The 19,880-nt window shown below is 68.2% G+C and carries 17 protein-coding genes and 1 tRNA gene; 10 read left to right on the top strand and 8 right to left on the bottom strand.

What is annotated here, in order from left to right; all coding sequences use genetic code 11:
* Positions 1 to 186: 186 nt before the first annotated feature.
* A complete protein-coding gene (locus ACP7AS_RS11170) occupies positions 187 to 1,062 on the bottom strand; it encodes an isoaspartyl peptidase/L-asparaginase family protein (RefSeq protein WP_426028944.1) in 876 nt (291 codons plus the stop codon).
* A 188-nt stretch (positions 1,063 to 1,250) separates the two neighbouring features.
* Here ACP7AS_RS11170 and ACP7AS_RS11175 point away from each other — a divergent pair, with 188 nt between their 5' ends.
* The 3 genes from ACP7AS_RS11175 (at position 1,251) to mddA (ending at position 3,748) form a co-directional block, all read left to right on the top strand.
* Positions 1,251 to 1,895 carry a 2OG-Fe(II) oxygenase family protein gene (locus ACP7AS_RS11175; protein WP_426028945.1) on the top strand — a complete coding sequence of 215 codons (645 nt, stop codon included), beginning with the start codon at positions 1,251 to 1,253 and terminating at the stop codon, positions 1,893 to 1,895.
* A gap of 16 nt (positions 1,896 to 1,911) precedes the next feature.
* Entirely contained in the window at positions 1,912 to 2,913 is a 1,002-nt protein-coding gene (locus tag ACP7AS_RS11180; protein ID WP_426028946.1) for an NADPH:quinone oxidoreductase family protein, read from the top strand.
* Positions 2,914 to 3,010: 97 nt separating this feature from the next.
* Complete coding sequence (gene mddA, locus ACP7AS_RS11185; protein WP_426028947.1) at positions 3,011 to 3,748, top strand: methanethiol S-methyltransferase; 738 nt, start codon at positions 3,011 to 3,013, stop codon at positions 3,746 to 3,748.
* Here mddA and ACP7AS_RS11190 read toward each other — a convergent pair whose 3' ends face one another.
* The gene (locus tag ACP7AS_RS11190) at positions 3,749 to 4,147 is read right to left on the bottom strand and encodes a YkvA family protein (RefSeq protein WP_426028948.1); all 399 of its coding nucleotides are present in this window, start codon (positions 4,145 to 4,147) and stop codon (positions 3,749 to 3,751) included. It lies immediately after the preceding gene.
* Between the two features lie 54 nt (positions 4,148 to 4,201).
* On the opposite strand from ACP7AS_RS11190, the gene ACP7AS_RS11195 reads away from it, so the two are divergent.
* Both ACP7AS_RS11195 and ACP7AS_RS11200 read left to right on the top strand, forming a co-directional pair.
* Complete coding sequence (locus ACP7AS_RS11195) at positions 4,202 to 4,984, top strand: SDR family NAD(P)-dependent oxidoreductase (RefSeq protein WP_426028949.1); 783 nt, start codon at positions 4,202 to 4,204, stop codon at positions 4,982 to 4,984.
* 129 nt (positions 4,985 to 5,113) lie between these two features.
* Positions 5,114 to 5,188: transfer RNA gene (locus ACP7AS_RS11200), tRNA-Gly, on the top strand.
* Between the two features lie 92 nt (positions 5,189 to 5,280).
* Here ACP7AS_RS11200 and ACP7AS_RS11205 read toward each other — a convergent pair.
* Positions 5,281 to 6,393 (bottom strand): phytase, encoded by a 1,113-nt coding sequence (locus ACP7AS_RS11205; RefSeq protein WP_426028950.1) that lies wholly within the window; start codon positions 6,391 to 6,393, stop codon positions 5,281 to 5,283.
* Positions 6,394 to 6,636: 243 nt separating this feature from the next.
* On the opposite strand from ACP7AS_RS11205, the gene ACP7AS_RS11210 reads away from it, so the two are divergent.
* From ACP7AS_RS11210 to lpdA, 4 genes are all read left to right on the top strand, one after another.
* Positions 6,637 to 9,345, top strand: a complete 2,709-nt coding sequence (locus ACP7AS_RS11210; RefSeq protein WP_426028951.1) for a TonB-dependent receptor — start codon at positions 6,637 to 6,639, stop codon at positions 9,343 to 9,345.
* A gap of 218 nt (positions 9,346 to 9,563) precedes the next feature.
* Positions 9,564 to 11,375 (top strand): ATP-binding protein, encoded by a 1,812-nt coding sequence (locus ACP7AS_RS11215; protein WP_426028952.1) that lies wholly within the window; start codon positions 9,564 to 9,566, stop codon positions 11,373 to 11,375.
* Positions 11,376 to 11,441: 66 nt separating this feature from the next.
* Positions 11,442 to 11,933, top strand: coding sequence for a hypothetical protein (locus tag ACP7AS_RS11220; protein ID WP_426028953.1), 492 nt, complete (start codon positions 11,442 to 11,444; stop codon positions 11,931 to 11,933).
* A 115-nt stretch (positions 11,934 to 12,048) separates the two neighbouring features.
* Positions 12,049 to 13,464: a dihydrolipoyl dehydrogenase gene (lpdA, locus tag ACP7AS_RS11225; protein WP_426028954.1), complete on the top strand. Its 1,416-nt coding sequence runs from the start codon at positions 12,049 to 12,051 to the stop codon at positions 13,462 to 13,464.
* Between the two features lie 12 nt (positions 13,465 to 13,476).
* Here the strand turns inward: lpdA and ACP7AS_RS11230 are convergent, their stop codons facing one another.
* The 4 genes from ACP7AS_RS11230 to fsa all read right to left on the bottom strand — a co-directional run bounded on the left by ACP7AS_RS11230 (position 13,477) and on the right by fsa (position 16,846).
* Entirely contained in the window at positions 13,477 to 14,460 is a 984-nt protein-coding gene (locus ACP7AS_RS11230; RefSeq protein ID WP_426029038.1) for a retroviral-like aspartic protease family protein, read from the bottom strand.
* An 83-nt stretch (positions 14,461 to 14,543) separates the two neighbouring features.
* Positions 14,544 to 15,488 carry a tyrosine recombinase XerC gene (locus tag ACP7AS_RS11235; RefSeq protein ID WP_426028955.1) on the bottom strand — a complete coding sequence of 315 codons (945 nt, stop codon included), beginning with the start codon at positions 15,486 to 15,488 and terminating at the stop codon, positions 14,544 to 14,546.
* Positions 15,470 to 16,171: a DUF484 family protein gene (locus ACP7AS_RS11240; RefSeq protein ID WP_426028956.1), complete on the bottom strand. Its 702-nt coding sequence runs from the start codon at positions 16,169 to 16,171 to the stop codon at positions 15,470 to 15,472. The genes ACP7AS_RS11235 and ACP7AS_RS11240 overlap by 19 nt, the downstream gene beginning before the upstream one ends.
* 21 nt (positions 16,172 to 16,192) lie before the next feature.
* Complete coding sequence (gene fsa, locus ACP7AS_RS11245; RefSeq protein WP_426028957.1) at positions 16,193 to 16,846, bottom strand: fructose-6-phosphate aldolase; 654 nt, start codon at positions 16,844 to 16,846, stop codon at positions 16,193 to 16,195.
* Between the two features lie 30 nt (positions 16,847 to 16,876).
* Between fsa and ACP7AS_RS11250 the strand changes: the two genes are divergently transcribed.
* Entirely contained in the window at positions 16,877 to 19,039 is a 2,163-nt protein-coding gene (locus ACP7AS_RS11250; RefSeq protein ID WP_426028958.1) for a primosomal protein N', read from the top strand.
* Positions 19,040 to 19,043: 4 nt separating this feature from the next.
* On the opposite strand, the gene ACP7AS_RS11255 is transcribed toward ACP7AS_RS11250, so the two are convergent.
* Positions 19,044 to 19,880, bottom strand: coding sequence for a glutaminyl-peptide cyclotransferase (locus tag ACP7AS_RS11255; RefSeq protein WP_426028959.1), 837 nt, complete (start codon positions 19,878 to 19,880; stop codon positions 19,044 to 19,046).

Raw genomic sequence — 19,880 nt, forward strand, 5'->3', positions numbered from 1 at the left:
GTTTCCCTTTCGAGCGGGAGGGATTAGAGAGAACCTCGTTCGTTTACCCGTTAAATCGCAGTAAGGTCGAACGCGTCATACGGCCCGCGACCGGAACTGACGCAGGCGTCTGCCACTGTGTCGGCTGATGACCTCAGCGACCCGATTTCAGACGATTCAGACGATTCAGACCCGGTTTTTTCGCCGTCAGGGTCTGAAAACCTCGACCCCGATCTCGCCGTCGGGGGTCAGCCAGGCGCGCTTCATGCCCTGGCTGTTGAACGGCGCGGTGATGTTGCCCTCGTGGTCGAGGGCGATCAGGCCGCCGTCGCCGCCCATCTCGCCGATCTCGTCGATCACGGCGCGTCCGGCCTCGGCCAGCGATTGTCCCGCGCCGACCCGCCAGCTGACCTGGGCGCAGGCGGCGACGCGGATGAAATACTCGCCCTGGCCTGTGCCCGAGACGGCGACGCGGCCATCCGCCCAGCTGCCGGCGCCGGGGATGGGGGTGTCGCCGACGCGACCCGGCATCTTGCCGAACACGCCCGCCGTCGAGGTACCCGCGGCCAGCCGCCCGTCCCGGTCCAGCACGCAGCAGCCGACGGTGCCGTGCGCCAGGGTGCCGGGCGGGTGGTTGTCCTCGCCCTGGCCGGCCTGGGTGAACCAGGCGGCCTCGTCGCCGATCATTTCCAGCCCCTGGTCGAGGGCGAACAGGGCCGCGCCCTCGCCGGCCAGCATGACGTGGGGCGTACGGTCCATGACCGCGCGGGCGGCGACCACGGGGTTGCGGAAGCCCTGCAGGGCCGCGACGGCCCCGGCCTTGCGCGTCGACCCGTCCATCAGGCTGGCGTCCAGCTCATAGGCTCCGGCCAGATTGGGCGAGGCCCCGCGCCCGGCGACATAGAGGCCGGAGTCCTCCAGCAGGACCAGGGTCTCGACGACCACGTCCAGCGCGCTCGCGCCCGCGTTCAGCCGGGCCTTCATGGCCTCGACGACCTCGCGCATATGGGCGATCTCGCGGTCGTAGTTGCGCTCGCGTCGAGCGCCGGCGCCGCCGTGAAGAATAAGAGCGGGGGCGATCATGGGGGTTTCCTCGGGTGCGGCTGCTGGTTAGCGTTGGATCTGTCATCGGCGCAAGGCGTGCCGGGGGATCTTTGGGGGCGGCCATATCCGGAATGTTGAAGGACACGATCAAGATCGATCCGACGCTGGATCCGCGCGCTCTGACCTCAGCGTTCAAAAATTTCGGCCGGCTGCATATTCCCGGTTTCTTGACAGAAGCGTCGGCCCGGCAGCTGCACGACGTCCTCGCAACCGACACCCAGTGGGTTTGCTCGACGATGGGCGGCGGCACGGTCGTGGATGTCCCGGTCGAAATGCTTGAGGCCCTGCCAGCGGAGGCTTACGCCGAGTTCGTCTCCCACGCCCACGCCGAGGCGGCGGAGGGCTTCCACTATATGTATGACACGATCCGGCTGATCGGACCCGAGACGACCCGGGCACAGGCGCTGGAAGCCTATGCACCGTTGCTGGATTTCCTGCGGGGCGACGCCTTCCTCGATTTTGTCCGCAAGCTGACGGCAGACGCCCGGCCCGCCCTTGTCGACGCACAGGCGACGCGCTACCTGCCCGGCCACTACCTCACACAACACGATGACCTGAATCCGAAGTACGGACGGCTCTACGCCTACGTCCTGAATCTCACGCCCCGGTGGCGCGCGGACTGGGGCGGCCTGCTGAACTTCATCGACGCGGACGGGCATGTGGCCGAGGCCTATGCGCCCGCCTTCAATGCCCTGAATATCTTCCGGGTCCCTCAGCCGCATTCGGTCGGTTTCGTCGCCCCGTTCGCCCGTGGAGCCCGCCTGTCGATCACCGGCTGGATCCACGATACCACTCTTGCTCGCCCCTTCTGAGAAAGAAGACTGTCCGATGCGCGCAGTCCTGTCCAAGGCCCCCGGCGGTCCCGAAACCCTGGTCGTCGAGGAGGTCCTGGACCCCCGGCCGATGAAGGGCGAGGTGGTCATCGATGTGCGCGCGATCGGGGTCAACTTCCCTGACACCCTGATCATCGAGGACAAATACCAGTTCAAGCCGACCCGCCCCTTCTCGCCCGGCGGTGAGGTGGCGGGCGTGGTCGAGGCCATCGGCGAGGGCGTGACCAGCGTCCGCAAGGGCGACCGGGTCATCGCCGTGCCCGGCTGGGGTGGCATGGTCGAGCGGCTGGCGGTGCCCGCCGTCTCGGTGATGAAGATTCCCGACGCCATGGATTTCAACACCGCCGCCGCCCTGGTGATGACCTATGGCACCTCCTGGTATGCCCTGAAGGACCGGGCCCAGTTGAAGGCGGGCGAGAGCCTGCTGGTGCTGGGTGCCGCGGGTGGCGTGGGCGTGGCGGCCGTCGAGCTGGGCAAGGCCATGGGCGCCCACGTCATCGCCGCCGCCTCGACCAACGACAAGGTCCAGTTCGCCCTCGACGCCGGGGCCGACAACGGCCTGATCTATCCGTCGGGCAAGATGGACAAGGCGGCGCAGAAGGAACTGTCGGGCGAGCTGAAGCTGGCCTCGGGCCGCGACGGGCCGGATGTGGTCTATGACGCGGTCGGTGGCGACTATTGCGAGCCCGCCCTGCGGGCCATGGACTGGAACGGCCGTTATCTGGTGGTCGGCTTCCCGGCGGGTATTCCGTCGCTGCCGCTGAACCTGACCCTGCTCAAGTCGGTGTCGGTGATCGGGGTCTTCTGGGGTGCGGCGGTGATGCGCGATCCAGCCGCCCACGCTGCCAACATGGCCGACCTTCTGCGATTCTGGGAGGACGGCAAGATCCGCCCGCGCGTCAGCCGCACCTACCCCCTGGAACGCGCCCATGAGGCCATCCAGGCGCTGGGCGACCGGGCTGTGATGGGCAAGGTCGTGGTGACGATCGACACCTGAGGTCGGGCCGCCTGTCGCCTTGGTGCTGATGGCGTAACGATGTTATCGTGGATGATGCGGAGGGACGTGATCCCCGGCATCGGCCCTGGGGGACGGCATGCGCTGGCTGGCAGTCATCTATGGCGTTTTCGCCTATGCGGTCTTCTTCGTCACCTTCCTCTGGTCGACGGCCTTCGTCGGTGGGTTTGCGGTGGCCAAGACGATCGACTCCGGGCCGACGGGACCGCTCGGCGCAGCGCTTTTCGTGAACACTCTGCTGCTGGGCGTGTTCGCGGCCCAGCACAGCGTGATGGCGCGGCCGGCCTTCAAGGACTGGTGGACGCGCGTCGTGCCGCCGCCGGTCGAGCGGTCGACCTATGTCCTTGCGGCCAGTCTCGCGCTGCTGCTGCTCATGTCGCAGTGGCGGCCCATGCCCGAGGTGGTCTGGAGCGTTCCGGCCGGTCCGGCGACGACCGCCCTGTGGGCCCTGTTCTGGTTCGGCTGGGCGACGGTCCTGCTGTCGACCTTCCTGATCAACCATTTCGACCTGTTCGGCCTGCGGCAGGTCTGGGCCTACCGCCGGCGGCGCGAGATACCGCCTTCGGACTTCTGCACCCCGCTCTTCTACCGGGTCGTGCGCCATCCGCTGTATCTGGGCTTCATCATCACCTTCTTCGCGGCCCCGACGATGAGCCAGGGGCGGCTGTTCTTCGCCATCGTCACGACCGCCTATGTGCTGATTGCGATCCAGCTGGAGGAGCATGACCTGATCACGGTCTTCGGCGACCGCTATCGCGACTATCGCGCCAAGGTCGGCATGTTGCTGCCGGTGCCGCCACTGAGACGGCCCCGCTGATCAGTCGTCTCGCAGCCGCTCGAGTGCCGCCGAGGCCTGATCCTTGTGCCGGCGCTTGATGTTGGCCCCCAGGGTCGCGATCAGGGCCGCGATGACGGCCGCGTCGTCGGTGAAGCCGATGCCGGCGAAGATGTCGGGAATGGCGTCGAACGGCAGGACGAAATAGGCCAGTGCCCCGACCATGATCCCCTTGGCCGCCGTCGGCGTCTCGGGATCGCGGGCGGCGTACCATACCGAGAGCACCTGTCCGGCGAAGGGAATGCGCGAGGCGGTGCGCCGGATCTTGGGCCAGAATCCCTTCTGGACATGCACCTCATTGACCCGCTGGACCGAGGGTACGAGGGCGCGTGACGGGTCAATGGCCTCGTCGGGCGTGACAGGTTTGGCTTTGGCGGACATGGCGGCTAAACCCCGCGGCAATCTCAAGGTTCACACAACATAGGGGCTAAGGCCATGAAACTCGACAGTGCGATTGCGGCGGTGGTGACGGGCGGAGCCTCGGGTCTGGGCGAGGGGACGGCGCGCGCCATCGCCGCGACCGGCGCGAAGGTCGCCCTGTTCGACATGAATGCCGAAAAGGGCGAGGCCATCGCGGAAGAGATTGGCGGGGTCTTCTGTCTGGTCGACGTGACCGACGACGCCTCGGTAGCAGCCGGATTCGCCAAGGCCCGCGCGGCCCACGGGCAGGAGCGGCTGACCGTCAACTGCGCCGGCATCGCCACGGGCCAGAAGACGGTGTCCCGCAAGAAGGACACCGGCGAGATCCGCGCCCACGACATGGCCGCCTTCGAGCGCACCGTGCGGGTCAATCTGTTCGGCACCTTCCGCGTGCTGTCGCAATCGGCAGCCGGGATGGTGACGCTGGAGCCCATGGCCGACGGCGAGCGCGGCCTGATCGTCAACACCGCCTCGGTGGCGGCCCAGGACGGCCAGATCGGCCAGGCGGCCTATTCGGCCTCCAAGGGCGGGGTCTACGCCATGACCCTGCCGGTGGCCCGCGATCTGGCCCAGGAGGGCATCCGCTGCAACACCATCCTGCCCGGCATCATGTGGACGCCGATGATGGCCGGCATGGACCAGAAGATCCAGGACGCCCTGGCGGCCGCCATTCCCTTCCCCAGCCGTCTCGGCACGCCCGCCGACTATGCCTCGTTGGTGCTGGAGCTGGTGCGCAACGTCTATATCAACGGCGAATGCATCCGCCTCGACGGCGCTATTCGTTTGGCGCCGCGCTGACGCGCGGGTGCGCTGCGCGCAGGCGTTGACGCTCGCAATGCGGTTGCTCGCTGCCTGAACGCCGAATTCCGGGTTTAGGGACTTGCGAGGGACCGGGCCGCTCGGTATACGCCCGCCTCCGACTGAAGTGCGGGCGTAGCTCAGTGGTAGAGCACAACCTTGCCAAGGTTGGGGTCGAGAGTTCGAATCTCTTCGCCCGCTCCAGTCGACTTGAAGAGGCCCGGTCACGAGACCGGGCCTTTTTCAATTCCGCCCGGGCCGCGTGAGTGTGCCAGGGTTGGGGTCGGTAGCCGACCCTAGGGCCGATCCGGGCCTGCCTGCAGCCCCAGTGCCGTCCGGATGTCGCGCCAGTCGATGAATTTGAAGTTCTGGGTGCCGACGTCGTTGACGTCGTCCTGGACCACGACCAGTCCCTCGGGAAAGGCTCCGACCGGCCCGCCGAGCGCCGCCAGACCATCGGTTCCGGTGACCTTGTCTACCGTCCCCTCCGCGACCACAAAGCGGCCGACATAGACGGGCGCTGCTCCGTCGATGCGCCAGACCGGGAAGGCCGAGTCGCCCTGGCTGGAGCCGATCAGATAGCGGGCCGCGCCGTCGGCGATGATGCTCAGGCCTTCTGCGTCGGCGACCAGAAGGTCGCGGGCGACCCCCTGAACCAGAACGCGCCCGGACCCGGCGGCGGGATCAAGCCCGTAACGCCACACGCCCACATTTTCCTCGGCCAGATAAAGCGCGTCCGTGGCCTCGTCGGCGGCGCAACCTTCCGAGATCGTGCCGATGTCGAACCGGCGCACCTCACGCGCGGCCGGCTGGCCCGCGGCGTCGGCGGTCAGGACGAACTGGCGCACCTCGCCCTCGTGCCCCACCAGAATGGCGTGAATCTCGGCACCCCGCCGGGCGAAGCAGAAGCCATAGGGCTCGACCACGTCGGTCGCGATGGTCCCCCAGGGCCGTACGCCGTTGTCGCCGGTTGCCCTCGGGTCGAACAGGAACAGGGCGACGCCCGTCTTGCCCGGCGTCCGGTCGCTGGCCCCCAGCACCACCTGCGGCCGCCCGCCGACATTCAGGCCTTCCTGGGTGTCGACATTGTTGAGCAGGCCCTCGGGCAGGAACTGCAGGATCGTCCCGTCGAGGCCGTAAATATACAGACCCGACTTCTTGTCCGTGCCCGCGACGAAGCCCGGGACAGTCGTGCCCTTGAAGATGACGGGCGCGGCGGAGGTCCAGATGGCGGGGTCGTCGGCGGCGTCCTGTCCGGCTGTGCCGACCGAGGGGGTTTCCAGCGCGGCGCGAACCGGGACGCCGGGACCGACGAAGCCTTCGCCCTCGCCTTGGAAGTCGACTTCCATGACAGCGCAGGCTGACAGCAGTGAAGCCGCGGCCGTCGCCGCCAAGGTCCGGATGTTCATGACGCCCCCGCGAATGAATTCGTCGCCTGACCATACCGGAGCGGACGGGTCAACCAGCCGTTCATGACGGGTCCGTGTCGACCGCGCAAAAAGCGATCCGTCCTCTGAGATTCTGTCATATCGTTGTTCGGGAACCGACGAATTGTCTTCTCCGAACAGTCTTGAGGGCGTCGCCCCGCCAGCTTAGCAGCAGCGCCCAGAACCGGCGGCCGGGGGGCCGATCGGACCCTCGGGATGCCTGTCATGAAACTCGGACTCTTGCTCGGTGCTGCTCTGGCACCGCTGACCTTCGCCGTTCCGGCCTTTGCCCAGACCGCGCCGCAAACGGTCACCGAGATCGACGAGGTCGTGGTGGTCGGTCGGCGACCGATCGCCGAGTCCGAGGCGGCCGCCCTGCGCACCCAGCGTAACTCCGACGCCCTGGTGTCGGTCGCTGCGTCCGACTCGGTCGGTCGCCTGCCGGACCAGAACATCGCCCAGGCCGCCGGACGTCTGCCCGGTGTCGCCGTTCAGCGCGACCAGGGCCAGGCCCGCTACCTCAGCCTGCGCGGCGCGCCGATCAACTGGACGACCCTGTCGATCAACGGCATTTCGGTCGTCAGCCCGGAAGGCCGGGACACGCGCTATGACAGCCTTCCGTCGGCCATCGCGTCGCAGATCGTGGTCCAGAAGGCCGTTACCGCCGACATGACCGGCGAGACCGTCGCGGGCAACGTCGACATCCGCACCCGCTCGGCCTTTGACTATCCGGGCTTCCGCGGCGCGGGCAAGATCGGTGGCGGCGAGAGCGACCTGGGCAGCCGCAACGAGTTCGAGGCACAGCTGGTGATGTCGGACCGATTCGCCTCCGACTCGGCGGGCGAGTTCGGCCTGCTGGTGTCCGGCAGCTACTATGACCGCGACATGATCACCGACAATTTCGAGACCGACTTCGAGCCGGTCGCCCAGGACCTTCAGCCGGGCGCCGCCGACCGTATCTGGGGTCGCGAGACCGAGAACAAACTGTATCGTCTGACCCGCCGCAACTACTCGGGTTCGGGCCGGATCGACTGGGCCCCGAACGACGACAACCGTCTGTTCCTCGAGACCATTTTCACGACTTTCACGGACGATGAGGCGCGCGACAACTACATCTTCGACCTGGACGACCGCCAGGCCGACCTGACGCGCCCGGCCACGCCGGTGTGCACCGTCGCGAACAACCCTGCGCCGACCAACACCGGCTATGCCGACGTCTGCATCGGCAACACCCCGCTGTCCGGCACGGTCTACGGCATCGACATCAACCAGCGCGCCACGCTGCGGGCCTTCGAGCAGTCGATCTTCACCACCACCCTGGGCGGCGACCACGGCTTCAACGACGGCTGGTCGTTCGACTGGCGGCTGAACTTCACCCGTGCCATCGACGATCGCTCGGTCGTCGGTGAGGCGCGTTACGACAGCCCCTCGACGCGAACCCTGCGCCCGACCGTGGTCTATGACTTCACCAATCCGCAGCTGGCCCGTGTGAGCCTGTTCACCACCACCTCGGCGGCGGGCACCTTCAGCGCCGGTACGCCGGTTACGAACATTGACAGCTTCAGCCGCCCGCTGAGCTCGCTGCGGTCGCTTGACGCGGTCGACACGACCGAGGCCTACACCGGAAAATTCAACGTGCGACGCGAACTGCCGATGTTCGGCGGCGATGCTCGCCTCACCGTCGGCGGTCAGTTCGACCAGCGCACCAAGGAGGCCGTCGAGAACGAACGGGTCCTCAACACCTCCGCCCAGTTTACGGCCGCGGGAATCTCGACCACCTTCCTGCCGGTGTCGAGCAACCGCCCGTTCGCCGGCGAAATCCCGCTCGGCTACAGCTTCCGCTATTTCGACATCCTCTCGATGCGGAACAATGTACGTCTGGCCGCGCAGATCGCGCCCTTCGTCCCGATCCGCGGGAACTATTACAACGTCGAGGAACAGGTCATGGCGGCCTATGCCATGGGCCGCGTCGCCTATGACTGGGGCAGCGTCAACGGCGGCGTACGTATCGAGCAGGTCAAGAACACCGGCCAGGCCTATGTGAACCTGAGCGGTGTCAGCACCCTGATCGAGGTCGAGAGCGACGAGACGCTGGTCTTCCCCAGCCTGCACATCAACTACAATCTGAACGAAGACATGAAGCTGCGGCTGTCGTTCAACAGCGGCGCGGCGCGTCCGGACTATGACCAGCTGCGTCCGAACTTCACCTTCAGCGACACCAACCTGACCGTCTCGGGCGGCAACCCCGAAGCCAAGCCGGAACGCGCCTATGGCGTCGACACCTATTTCGAATGGTATGTCCAGCCGCAGGGCTTCGTGTCGCTGGGTGCCTTCTACAAGAAGGTCGAGGACGTGCTGTTCGACGACGTGCGCCCGTTCGGCCTCGATGTTCTGGACAGCGGCGGCATTGACCGGTCGGCCTATACCCTGAGCACGATCACCAACGGCGGCGACGGCTACATCTATGGTCTCGAGGCCACCGTTCAGCAGCAGCTGGAGCCCTTCACCGGGAAGTTCGGCCTGCCGGGCTGGATGGGCGGGTTCGGCCTGTCGGCCAATGTGACCCTGAATGAAAGCGAGGCGACCGCGCCGGACGGCTCCAAGATCGCCCTGCCCGGCACATCGGACATCGTCTACAATGTGGGGGCCTATTACGAGAAATACGGGCTGTCGATGCGCCTGAACTACCAGTATCGCAGCGAATGGATCGACGCCTTTGGCCCGGCCGCAGACGGCGGGAATTTCTACTGGGCGACCGACGACGAGCTGGATTTCTCGGCGCGTTACGCCATCAACGACAACATCGAGCTCTATTTCGACGGCTCGAACCTGCTGAACGAGGCGGGGCGTCGCTACGTGCGCGACAGCGCCTACACGATCGAGTGGGAACGTTTCGGCAGCCGTTACGCCGGCGGCGTCCGCTTCACCTTCTGATCCAGGCGGGCCCTCGAGGGCCGCAAATGAAAGGGCCGGGCGGCGACGCCCGGCCCTTTTTTCGTCAGCGGCTGTCCCGCTTCGGTACAGTGACGCTGGACGCTGTGGCCAAGCCCGGCTAGGTCGCCTTGGGGGCGAAAGCGGGCCGATACGGTTCGCCATTTGCAAGGTGTCTCCCGAACCGGCGCACAGGCGCCAGAACGGGACAGTCGGGTCGCATGTTTCTCGAAGGCCAGGTCAACTGGATGTGGGTATGGGGTGCCGCCGCGGCCGTCGGCTGGGTCCTGGCTCTGGTCGCGATCTTTTTCGCCCTCCGAAAGAGCACGGAGCATGTCAGCACGTCGGATCAGCTGGATCTGATCCAGCGCATGGCCGACGATTCCCAGAAGCGTCTGTTCGAGACGCTGAACGCCATTCCTGTGGCCCTGGTCGAGACCGACAAACAGGGCAAATTCGTCTTCGCCAATCGCGCCGCACACCAGTTGCTGGGACGCAAGGACGCCGAGCTAATCGGCTTGCGCTTCCATTCGGCGACCTGGGGCATCACCTTCCCGGACGGTCGGCCGGTGCCGCCCGATCTCCTGCCCACGGCACGGGCGCTGCGGGGGCAGACGGTCAAGGGCTTCCAGCACCTGCTGGCCAATCCCACCTCGCGTCGCAAGATGCTGGTCTCGGTGACGGCGATGCCGATCGAGAATGAGGTCGGCCAGATCACCGGCTCGACCGCCGCCATCGTCGAGAGCGAAGGCCTGCAGACGCCGGAAGTCGTGATGATCGAGGCCGCTCCCGTGCCCGCCGTGGCGTCCGACGGCCTGGCCCGGCGGGTGTTCGACGCCGCCTCCAGCGCCCTGGTCGTCATCGGTCTGGACGGACGGGTGCGTGACACCAATCGCACCGCCCTGCTTCTGCTGGGCCGGACCGAGGCGGATGGCGACTTCGCCGATCTGTTTCTGGACGAGCGCGACCGGCTTGAAGGTCGGCAGGCCCTGAGGGCCGCCGTGTCCGCGCCGGCAGGCGAGGCCGAGCCGATCCTGTCCCGACAGGGCGCTGCGGACGGTGTTCGCTGGTCGATCCTGCCGCTGAGTGACGCTGACGGTGTGGTCGATGCCCTGCTGCTGGCCGGCGAACGCGCCGATACATCACCGAACCCGGACACTGTGGATCGCGGCGACGTCCCTGCGCTCGAGTCCGTGCCGACGCCGGACGTGTCCGCTGAACTGGCCGCCTTGCGCGAGGCGGCCGAGGCCGCGCGAACGCAGGCCGACGAAGCCCTGGCCGCCGCCGCCGCCGCCCGGGACGAGGCGCAGGGCGCCCGCGCCGCGGCGTCAAAGGCCGAGCAGGACGCCGAGCTCCAGCTCCAAGGCGGTCGCCGGATGGAAAATGTCGGCCGCCTGACCGGTGGGCTCGCGCACGACTTCAACGCCCTGCTGGGTGTCATGACCGGGGCGCTCGACATGATGTTGCGCCAGGCTGACGATCCGGCGCGTGTCCGCCGCATCGGCCAGGCCGCGCTGGCTGCCGGCCAGAGGGGCGAGTTGCTGACGCGCCGCCTGACCGCCTTCTCGCAGGGCGATGACGAGCCCGTGCTGCGCGTTCTCGACGCCGCAGTACTTCTGCGCGGCATGGAGACCCGGCTGAGGGCGCTCGCCGGACCGGGCGTGGATCTGATGATCGAGGGACCGACCGTCGAGGCGCTGGTCCGGCTGGATCCCGTCGCCTTTGAAGGCGCGGTCAGCGGCCTGACGCGGAATGCCGTCGAGGCCGTCGCCGGCCAGGGCTCGATCGCCGTGCGGCTGGAGACCATGCTTGAGGGCGGCGTGCGGCTCAGCGTCCGCGACAGTGGTCCGGGCATGGACCGCGATCTGGCCGCGCGCGCGGTCGAGCCCTTCTTCACCACGCGCGAGGGCGCGGCGGGTCTCGGCCTGTCGCAGGCCTATGCCTTTTCGCGCCAGTCGGGGGGAGTCCTGTCGATCGACAGCGCGCCGGGCGAAGGTGCGGAAGTCTCGATCACCCTGCCCAGCGCGGCCTGAAGCCGGTTCTCTTTCGTCAATTCCCCGGACCGGTGTAAAGGTTAACAGGGGGCCGGGAGGGTCGACATGAAACCGTTGCGTCTGATCGTGGTTCTGGTGGTGCTCGGCTATGCCGGGTGGCTGGCCTGGCCGTTCCTCTCACCCATGCTGGAAGGAGCCGCGCCTGACGTGGCCACCGCCCGCGTCGGTGCCGAAGCCTCTGCGGGCGGGGATCTGTTCGGCTTTCTGCCGGTCTGGGCGCTCTGGGCCGGCGCCGTCGGTCTCTATGTCGTCGCCGCTGTGATGCTGGGGGCCGGAAATACCCGCGCGGCCATCGCCTATTTCCTGGGCTTCGCCGCCGATGTCGTCTTGCGACTGGCCATGGGCCGGCAGGGCGGGGCGGACGTCGGTGCCCGATCCAGCGGCCCTGCAAGCATGGCCGCCCCTGACGGGATCAACGGCCTGCCGATCGACACGGTCTGGCTGGTGCTGGGGGCCCTGTTCCTTCTGGGCGTGCTGGTCGCGGTCGCCAGCCGTCGGGTCCGGCGCAAGCGAACAGCCGGCCAGCTGAATTTCTGACGCCTGTCGAAGGCGCGTTCGGGAGCCTATATGCGGCGCTGCGGTTGACCCCGGTGGTCTGCGCCGTCAGGTTCCGCGCGCCCTCCCACGCCCACGATCAGACCCGAGATACGCCATGGCCGACGCCGCCCCTTCCAGCACTTATGACGTGGTCATCATCGGCGGAGGACCCGGTGGCTACAACGCGGCCATCCGCGCCGGCCAGCTGGGGCTCAGGGCCGCCTGTATCGAAATGCGCGAGACCCTCGGCGGGACCTGCCTGAACGTCGGTTGTATGCCGTCCAAGGCCCTGCTGCACGCCTCGGAACTGTTCGAGGCGGTGACCCGGGAATTTCCGACCCTGGGCATCGAGGTCGGAGCGCCGAAGCTGAACCTGGCCCGGATGATGAGCCAGAAGCAGGACAGCGTGAACGCCCTGACCAAGGGCATCGAATTCCTGTTCAAGAAGAACAAGGTCGACTGGATCCGGGGCCGCGGCCGCATCGCGGGCAAGGGTCAAGTCGAGGTCACGTCCGCCGACGGCTCAAAGACCTTGCTGACCGCAAAGGACATCGTCATCGCCACCGGCTCCGAGCCGACGCCGCTTCCCGGTGTGGCCTTCGAGGCGGACCGGGTGGTGGATTCCACCGGTGCCCTGTCGCTGTCCGCCGTGCCGAAGCATCTGATCGTCGTCGGGGCCGGCATCATCGGCCTGGAACTCGGCTCGGTCTGGCGCCGACTGGGTGCCCTGGTGACGGTGGTCGAATATCTCGACCGTATCTCGCCCGGGATGGACAAGGACCTGGCGACCGCCTTCCAGCGCGTGCTGACCAAACAGGGCATGACCTTCAGGCTGGGCGCCAAGGTGACGGCTTCGAAGACCGGCAAGGACGGCGTCGAACTGACGGTCGAGCCGTCAGCGGGCGGTGCCGCCGAGACGATGAAGGGTGACGTGGTCCTGGTCGCCATCGGACGTCGCCCCTACACCGAAGGCCTCGGACTGGAGACGGTCGGGGTCGCGGTCGACAAGCGGGGATTCCTGGTCAGTGACCACTTCAAGGTCGCCGAGGGCGTCTGGGTCATGGGCGACGTCACCTATGGCCCGATGCTGGCGCACAAGGCCGAGGAGGACGCCGTGGCGGTGATCGAGCTGATCGCGGGCAAGGCGGGTCACGTCGACTACAATCTGGTGCCCAGCGTGGTCTACACCGCGCCTGAAGTGGCCTGGGTCGGCAAGACCGAGGACCAGCTCAAGGCCGAGGGCGTGGCCTACAAGGCCGGGAAATTCCCGTTCACCGCCAACAGCCGCGCCAAGATCAACCACGAGACGGACGGTTTCGTGAAGGTGCTGGCCGACGCGGCGACCGACCGGATTCTGGGGGTTCACATCCTCGGGCCACAGGCCGGCGAGATGATCGGCGAGGCCTGTGTGGCCATGGCGTTCGGCGGATCGTCGGAAGACATCGCCCGCGTCTGCCACCCGCACCCGACACGCTCGGAAGCCGTCAAACAGGCGGCCATGGGCGTCGAAGGCTGGACGATGCAGGCCTGATCAGGCCGGTCGTCAGGCACCCGGGATGAGGAGACGGTTCGGGGCCTGGCGGCGAAGGCCCCCGAACGCAACGAGATTGACGGGGAAATCCAGGGTGACTTCCCGGAACCGGCCCAGCAGGTCTGCGCCGATCAGCATGGCCGGCCGCCCTGACAGGCCGAGGGTCTCGAAACAGTGCAGGTCGGCGAACAGCATCGGCGTGGCCCCGAGCCGCTGGGGGCCGAACCTGAGATCATCGACCATGGCCAGGTCCGCGCTGAGGCTCTGACCCGTAACGCCATAGACCGGCACTTCGCGGGCCAACAGGCCGCCGTCGCGACGGCGGGAGGAGATCGCTCGCCGCAGTTCCTGATTGCCGATCGAATACTGGGCACCACTGTCGATGAAGGCCGACGTCGGCTGACCGTCCACGGTGATTCGAGTCATGATCATCTGGCCGAACCGGCCCCGGATCGAGCGAATGCCTTCGCGGCGCATGCGGGACCCGGTGACCATGTCGCCGCCCATGGTGACGGTGACGCCCGGCACATTCAGACTGGCGGAGCGGCGCGCGACGTTGAACTTCAACCGGAAGCGACCCAGCACGTCCAGGCCGATCAGGCCGTCCGCCCCCAGCTGATCGCGCGAAAAGACCGGGCAGGTCAGGCCGCGGAAGCCCAGCCCGCCCAGCTGCAACCGGTCGACCGCCACGCTGCGCGTGATTCTCGCCTCGGTAATGCCGTGGACAAGGACGGGTGGCGTCGCTCTCAGGCCCAGCCGGTCCGCGAGGGTGTCGGCGATCGAGGTCGTACCGGCTCCGGTGTCGATCACGAAGGTGAAGGGGCCGTGCCCGTCGATGAAGACGGCCGCACCGACGCGGGTGAACAGGTTGCTGAGCAGCTGGATCGGCTGGTTTTCGGCCGGCGGTCCCCCGGCATCCTGCGCGTCGGCGGCCCGGGCGGAGAGGCCGAGCGCACCCAGTCCGGCCAGCAATACCCGACGGTCCACACCTGTCATGCCGCTCACGCTCCGCCCCGCCACCCCGGCGAACAGGGATACACTGTAGGCCTGCCTGACGGACCCTGACCAGTCCGTCGGCCTCAGCGTCGTGGGTGCGCGTCCGTGTAGGATTCAAGCAGGTGTCTTGCGTCGACCGCCGTGTATTTCTGGGTGGTCGACAGGCTCGCGTGGCCCAGCAGTTCCTGGATGGCTCGCAGGTCGGTTCCGGCACCCAGCAGGTGGGTGGCGAAGCTGTGGCGCAGCGCGTGGGGCGTGGTCGAGGCGGGCAAGCCCAGCCGGCCCCGAAGGCGCTGGACCATCGCCTGGACGTGGCGCGGCGTCAGCGGTCCGCCGCGTCGCGCGCGAAACAGGGCGTCCTCCGGTGCCAGCGGAAACGGCTGCAGCGCCAGATAGGCGTCCACGGCCGACCGCACGACCGGCAGAACCGGAGCCAGCCGGGTTTTGCCGCCCTTGCCGGTGATGCGCAGGGTCTCGGGAACCGGCGCATCGGCGCGGGTCAGGGACAGGCCCTCCGAAATCCGCAGGCCGCATCCATAGAGCAGGGTCAGGACGGCGCGATCGCGCGCGGCCTCCCACGGCGGGCTGTCCGGGTCCGCTTCAGGCTCCTGCATCAGGCCGCGTGCCTGGTCCTCGCTGACCGGGCGGGGCAGGGACGCCTTGATCCGTGGCCCGCGGACGAGGGCCAGCTGCGGGGCCGGCGTGGCGCAGCGGCGGTCGAGGAAGGCGTGGAAGGCGCGGATGGCCGACAGCGTCTGGCTGATCGATCGCGCGGCCAGCGGATGATCGCCGCTGCGCCGCTCGGCCAGATGGGCGCGGACTTCGGCGGCGGACACGCTGCCCAGATCTGCGAGACGCTGGGGTTCCCCGCGATGGCGCTGCAGGAAGGCCAGATACAGTCGGCCGATGCGGCCGTAGGCCTCCAGCGTATTGGCGGCCAGCCGGCGTTCGTGCGCCAGGTGCTCAAGCCACGCCGACAGGGCCTCGTCGGCGGTCAACCGGGCCCCTTTCAGCTCAGAATCGGCCATCGTTCAGCGGTCCGTTCCACCACCCGGGCGATGAAGGCCACCAGCTCGCAGCCCATGGTCGGGGCGAAGCCGTCCTCTTCGGGTGAGCCGAAGGCGCAGAGGGCATGGCGCGCCGGGACCTCGGCACCGGGGAATTGCGGGGCCATGCGGATCAGGGCGACGGACTTCATCTCGGCCTCGTTCGCGCCGAACAGGTTCAGGCCGTCGAAATTGGGCCCGAGCCAGGTCAGGCCGTGGTCGCCCAGCAGGTCGTCGACGCCACCCGCCTCGAGTCCGCGCCAACCGAACGGCACGCCGCCGGGCTTTTCCAGCGCAATGGCGGCACCGGCGAGACCGAACCGCCCCTGCGCCACCGCATCGAGGCGGCGGGCGAGATCGGAAGGATTGCGCGCCTCCATCAGATCGAGGGCGGCGACATGGGTCTGGGTCTGGGCGGCGAAATTGGCGCGGGCGATGGATTCGATACGCTTGCGGGCGTCGGCCTCGCGCTCGGCGACCTCTTCCAGCCGGGTCAGGGCGGCGCGGCCGAACTCCACGACATTGCGGCCGTGGGGCTTGAGACCGACCTCTTCCAGCAGGGAGCGATCGTCCAGCAGGAACCGGGGGTTGGCCTGCAGCCAGGCGCGGATCTCCGGCCAGTGCGGCTCTTCCGGCTTGGACGAGAGGTCAGGCGAAACGCTCACAAACCTCTCCTTGAGGCAAATCTACAGAATGGACTGGCCCGTCTTGCCCCAGTCCGCCAGGAAGGCATCAAGCCCCTTGTCGGTTAACGGGTGTTTGACCAGCGCCTTGAAAACGTCGGCCGGGAGGGTCGCGGCGTCGGCACCGGCGACAGCGGCGGCGCTGACATGGTTCGGATTGCGCAGCGACGCGGCCAGAATCTGCGTGTCGAAGCCGTGCACGTCGTACAGCACCCGGATTTCCTCCAGCAGGCCGATGCCGTCCGCGCCGTGGTCTTCCAGCCGGCCGACGAAGGGCGAGATGAAGGTGGCACCGGCCTTGGCGGCCAGCATGGCCTGGGCTGCCGAGAAGCACAGGGTGACGTTGGTCCGGATCCCCTTGTCGGCGAACGCCCGCGCCGCGCGCAGCCCGTCCCAGGTCAGGGGCAGTTTCACGACCACGTTCGGGGCAATGTCGGCGAGCTTGTCGCCCTCCTTCACCATGGTCTCGAAATCGGTCGCCACGGCCTCGGCCGAGATCGGGCCCTCGACGAGGGCGCAAATCTCGGCGATGACCTCGGCGATGTTGCGACCGGATTTGGCGATCAGCGAGGGATTGGTGGTGACGCCGTCCACCATGCCGGTGGGGACCATGTCCCTGATGACGGCGACGTCGGCTGTGTCGAGAAAGAGTTTCATGCGCGTCTCTCTAGCGGAGCAGGCCTCGCGGTGAAAGTCGCCAGCGTCCTCATTCCCCTGCCGGTGCCGGAGGCCTTCGACTATGAGGTGCCCGAGGGGCTGGACGTCGCGCGCGGCGATCAGGTCGCCGTGCCGCTGGGGCCCCGACTGATACGGGGCATCGTGTCCGAGGCGCGCGAGACGACGGGCTCGAACCGGCGACTGAAGGCGATCGACCATGTGCTGGACGATCCGCGCCTGCCCGAACGCACGATGGATTTCGTCGAATGGGCCGCGCGCTGGACCTTGAGCCCGCCCGGCGAGATGGCGGCCACGGCCCTGAAGGGCCTGCGCGCGCCCCGGCCCCGACCCGAGCGGCGGGTGCGGCGGGTCGGCGACCGGACTCCCGCCCGGCCGACGGCCGCCCGCACGGCGGTTCTGGAGACACTGGGCCAGCGTTCGATGCCGGGGCCGGATCTGGCGCGGGCGGCGAATGTGTCCTCGGGCGTGGTCAAGGGGCTGGTCGACGAGGGCGTGCTGGAGATCATCGAGATCGAGGCGGTCGCGGCCTTTGACGCGCCGGATTCCGACCATGCCCCGGCAACGCTCAACCCCGATCAGGCGGCGGCGGCGCATGAGATGGCCGAGGCGACGGCGAAAGGCGGCTTCGCGCCCTTCCTGCTCGACGGGGTCACCGGATCGGGCAAGACGGAGGCCTATCTGGAGGCGGCGGCACGGACGCTGAAGACCGATCCGACGGCGCAGATCCTGATCCTTCTGCCCGAAATCGCCCTGACCCAGGCCCTGATCGCCCGTATCACCGACCGGTTCGGCGCGGCCCCGGCGGAATGGCATTCGGGCGTCGCCCCGCCGCGCCGGCGTCAGGTCTGGGAGGCGGTCATCGCCGGGCGCTGCAATATCGTGGTCGGTGCCCGGTCGGCCCTGTTCCTGCCCTATGCCAACCTGCGGCTGGTGGTGGTCGACGAGGAGCACGACGGCTCGTTCAAACAGGAAGAGGGGCTGGTCTATCACGGCCGCGACCTGGCCGTGGCGCGGGCGCGGATCGAGGGGGCGACGGTGGTGCTGGCCTCGGCCACGCCCTCGCTGGAGACGCTGTGGAATGCCCATCAGGGCCGTTATGGCTGGCTGAAGCTGGCGGCACGGCACGGCGCGGCGGTACTGCCGGACATCTCGTTGCTGGACCTGCGCCAGAATCCGCCCGATCCCCAGACGTGGCTGTCGCAGCCCTTGCGCGAGGCCATCGGCGAGACCTTTGCCCGCGGCGAGCAGACCCTGCTGTTCCTGAACCGGCGGGGCTATGCGCCGGTGGTGCTGTGCCGGGTCTGTGGCCATCGGCTGACCGCGCCCGACACCGACAGCTGGCTGGTCGAGCACCGCTACACCGGGCGGCTGATCTGCCATCTGACCGGGTTCTCAATGATCCGGCCGAAACAGTGCCCGGCCTGCGGAGCCGAGGAGTCCCTGGTCTCGGTCGGGCCCGGGGTGGAACGCGTCGAGGAAGAGGTGCGCCAGCTGTTCCCGCAGGCGCGGACGGCGGTGTTCAGCAGTGACACGGCCCCCGATGCGAAATCCGCCCGGGCCCTGATCCAGCGGATGGTTGCGGGCGAGATCGATATTCTGGTGGCGACCCAGGCCGCGGCCAAGGGGCACAATTTCCCGCATCTGACGCTGGTGGGGGTGGTGGACGCCGACCTCGGCCTGCGCGGCGGTGACCTGCGCGCGGCCGAGCGGACCTTCCAGCTGCTGACGCAGGCGACAGGCCGTGCAGGCCGGGCGGACAAGCCGGGGCGGGCCATCCTGCAGACCTGGACGCCCGACCATCCGGTGCTGATGGCGCTCGCGGCGGGCGATCGTGACGCCTTCGTCGAGGCCGAGCTGGCCGAGCGCGAGGCCGCCTCCCTGCCGCCGCACGGCCGTCTGGCGGCGATCATCCTGTCCAGCGAGAATGCCGCAGCGGTGGAGAAGGTCGCGCGCGATCTGGCGGGGAACATCCCCAACGCCGAACGGCTGGAGGTCTATGGCCCCGCCGATGCACCGCTGGCGCTGGTACGGGGGCGCAGGCGCAAACGGTTGCTGGTCCGGGCGGATCGCGACGTCGACCTGCAGGGGTTCCTGCGGGCGTGGCTGGCGCGGGTGAAGGTGCCGGCGTCCGTGCGGCTGAGCGTTGACGTGGATCCCTACAGCTTCCTGTAGCCGGTCAACCGCCCGGCTGGCTGTTGACCACAACGCCCGGCAGCGGCCCGGTCAGGCGGATCTCGAACAGTTTCGGCCAGTTCTTGCCCGTGACGAACAGGCGCCGTCCCACGGGGTCCCAGGCGATGCCGTTCAGGACCGCGTCGGTCGGGTCGAGCTCCGACCGGTCCGGCATCAGGGTCGACAGGTCGATGACGCCGGTGATCCGACCCGTGGCCGGATCGATGCGGACGATGAAGTCGGTCTGCCAGATGTTGGCGAAGACCTCGCCGTCGATCCATTCCAGTTCATTGATCTGCCCCAGCGGCCGGCCCTGAAGGGTCACGGGCACGTGCCCGGTCTCGGTCAGGGTTACCGGATCGAGGAAGCGCAGGGAGGGCGTGCCGTCTGACAGAATCAGCCGGGTGGCGTCATGCGTCAGGCCCCAGCCCTCGCCCGAGTAGGCGAACTCGCCCTCGGGCAGAAGGGTTTCGGGGTTCCAGATGAAACCTTTTCCGTCCTTCCAGGTCAGGGTCAGCATCCGATCGCCGAAGACCGTCAGCCCCTCGCCGAAATAGGCCGGGCCCAGCTGGCGGCGTTGCAGCACCACCCCGTCCTCCAGCCGGACCTTGCGGATCGTCGACGGCGAGCGGCCGGTGCTTTCCAGCAGCACGCCGTCGCGGAACACCAGCCCCTGGGTGAAGGCGGCCGGATCGTGCGGATAGGTGTGGACCACCTCAAAGCCATAGACCGGCACCGGCGTGGGCTGAGGCACCGTCTCCGTCGCGGCCGGCACCGTCGTCTGCGCCAGCGCCGGCAGAGGCGTCAGCAACAGGACGAACAGGAGCGCCGCGACCCGCAT

The sequence above is a fragment of the Brevundimonas sp. TWP2-3-4b2 genome, assembly GCF_049897345.1.
Classification (GTDB): Bacteria; Pseudomonadota; Alphaproteobacteria; order Caulobacterales; family Caulobacteraceae; genus Brevundimonas.